Source organism: Nostoc sp. CHAB 5715, from assembly GCF_020829685.1.
Classification (GTDB): Bacteria; Cyanobacteriota; Cyanobacteriia; order Cyanobacteriales; family Nostocaceae; genus Nostoc.
In genome coordinates this window covers 1-2,443 of the sequence record NZ_JAIVFR010001050.1, presented here as the reverse complement: position 1 = coordinate 2,443, position 2,443 = coordinate 1, and the positions used below count along the sequence as shown (strand labels likewise).

At 44.2% G+C, this 2,443-nt stretch carries 2 protein-coding genes; both read left to right on the top strand.

From position 1 onward, the window contains the following. On the top strand, positions 1 to 409 hold a 409-nt coding region (locus LC574_RS35670; protein ID WP_229458347.1), incomplete at its 5' end, for a TVP38/TMEM64 family protein. Positions 410 to 658: 249 nt separating this feature from the next. Further along, on the top strand, positions 659 to 2,209 hold the full coding sequence (locus LC574_RS35665; protein ID WP_229458345.1) for a mercuric reductase: 1,551 nt from the start codon (positions 659 to 661) through the stop codon (positions 2,207 to 2,209). Positions 2,210 to 2,443: the final 234 nt, after the last annotated feature.

Here is a 2,443-nt window from a genome sequence, read left to right as displayed (position 1 = left end):
TGTAGGACGTTATTTAGCAAGGGGCTGGGTTGCTCGGAAAATTGCAGATAACAAAAAATTTGCCGCCATTGACCAAGCGGTTGGTAGAGAAGGATTAAAAATTGTCTTGTTAACGCGACTGTCCCCGATATTTCCTTTTAATTTATTAAACTATGCCTTTGGTATCACAGGAGTTTCACTCCAAGATTACTTTATCGGTTCTGTAGGCATGATTCCTGGAACTGTGATGTACGTTTATATTGGTTCCCTTGCAGGTAATCTTGCCATGATTGGTACTGAGACTCAACCTACCAACCCAACTTTGCAATGGGCAATTCGGATTTTAGGTTTGATTGCTACAGTAGCTATAACAGTTTATGTCACCCGGATTGCGCGGAAAGCTTTAGAAGAGGAAGTAAGTAGCAATTAAAAATTAAACTAAGTTTGGAAGAGTATCTGTAAATTATCAAACGGACAAAACAGTTCAAAAGCTATATTACTTTTAAAATATAGCGGTTCTCACTTCGGTGCAATATAGTCCGAACCTCACCCCGCATTTGAAGACAGCAAACGCTCCCCTCTCCTTGCTAAGGAGAGGGGTTGGGGGTGAGGTTTTCTAAGAGTAAAAAGTTAGCTCAGGTGAATTTAGTATTTTCAATTCTTAAAAAAGGTTTCGCCAATGACCAATTCAGATTTAGAGAGAGTTACAGTTCGCCCAATGGATGAGTATAACCAAAAGTTGGTGTCTTACGTCCATCCGCCAAATTGGGTTAATCCTCAACCGACAGATGTTTACGATTTGGTAGTAATTGGTGCTGGTACGGCGGGATTAGTAGTGGCTGCGGGTGCGGCGGGTCTGGATTTGGGTTTAAAAGTGGCGCTAATTGAAAAGCATCTCATGGGTGGAGATTGCTTAAATGTTGGTTGCGTACCATCTAAAACTATTATTCGGTCTGCTCGCGTTGTTGGCGAAATCTGGAATGCTCAAAACTTGGGTGTTAATATTCCTCAACATAATATTGATGTTGATTTTCCCAAAGTTATGGCAAGGATGCGGCGGGTAAGGGCTGGTATCAGTCATAACGACTCGGCGGAGCGTTTTCAAAATTTGGGTGTTGATGTCTTTTTGGGTAGCGGTCGATTTGCGAGTAAAAATACGGTGGAAGTTGGCGACAAAACCCTCCGGTTTAAAAAAGCTGTAATTGCTACTGGCGCAAGACCTGCACAATTGTCGATTCCAGGAATTGAAAAGGCGGGTTATCTAACTAATGAGACGGTTTTTTCGCTGATTCAACGACCGGAACGTTTAGCGGTGATTGGTGGCGGCCCCATTGGTTGCGAATTGGCGCAAGCTTTGGGGCGCTTGGGTTCTGAGGTAGTACTTTTCCATAGCGGTTCTCATCTTCTGAATAAAGAAGATGCTGAAGCTGCTAAAATTCTGCAAAAGGTTTTGATTAACGAAGGAATTCGCGTGGTACTGAATTCCAAGTTGGAAGAAGTGGTAACTGTTACCGAGGGGAAACGGCTTTACTTTTCCTCCAATGGTCATCGAGATTCGGTGACAGTAGATGAGATTTTAGTCGGTGCGGGGCGATCGCCAAATGTCGAAGGTCTGAATTTAGAAGCAGTGGGTGTAGAATACGATCAGCACCAAGGTGTAAAGGTAAATGATTATCTCCAGACGACGAATCCCAAAATTTATGCAGCTGGTGATATCTGCATGAACTGGAAGTTTACCCATGCTGCTGATGCTGCGGCGCGGATTGTGATTAAGAATACACTGTTTTCTCCCTTTGGCATAGGACGCTCGAAACTCAGTAGTTTGGTAATGCCGTGGGTAACTTATACTGACCCAGAAATTGCCCATGTAGGGTTGTACGAACACGAGGCGCAGAAATTGGGTATTGAGGTGACGACAATTAACATACCTTTTAGTAGTGTAGACCGAGCGATCGCAGATGGTGAAGAATCAGGATTTCTCAAAATCCACCATAAAAAGGGGTCTGATGAAATTATCGGTGCAACTATTGTCGCCAGTCACGCGGGTGAGATGATATCAGTTGTAACTACGGCAATGGTGAATAAAATCGGTTTGAGTAAGTTAAGCAGTGTAATTCATCCTTATCCAACTCAAGCCGAAGCGATAAAAAAAGCCGCTGATGCTTATCGTCGAACCCTCTTGACATCAAATACCAAAAAATTGTTGGGATTTTTAACAAAGTTATCTTGAACTGGGCATAGGGCATCCCTTCGGCTTACCTCGGCTTCGCTCGGCACAAGTCGCTCAGGGCAAGTGGGCATAGGGCATTGGGAATTGGTATTAATTCTTCTTCCCTGCTCCCTCATCTCCCTCATCTCCCTCATCTCCCTCATCTCCCTCATCTCCCTCATCTCCCTCATCTCCCTCATCTCCCTCATCTCCCTCATCTCCCTCATCTCCCTCATCTCCCTCATCTCCCTCATC

What these genes read in the sequence shown, in the direction of transcription:
- LC574_RS35665 (WP_229458345.1), top strand. Translation starts at nt 659, where the DNA reads ATGACCAATTCAGATTTAGAGAGAGTTACAGTTCGCCCAATGGATGAG.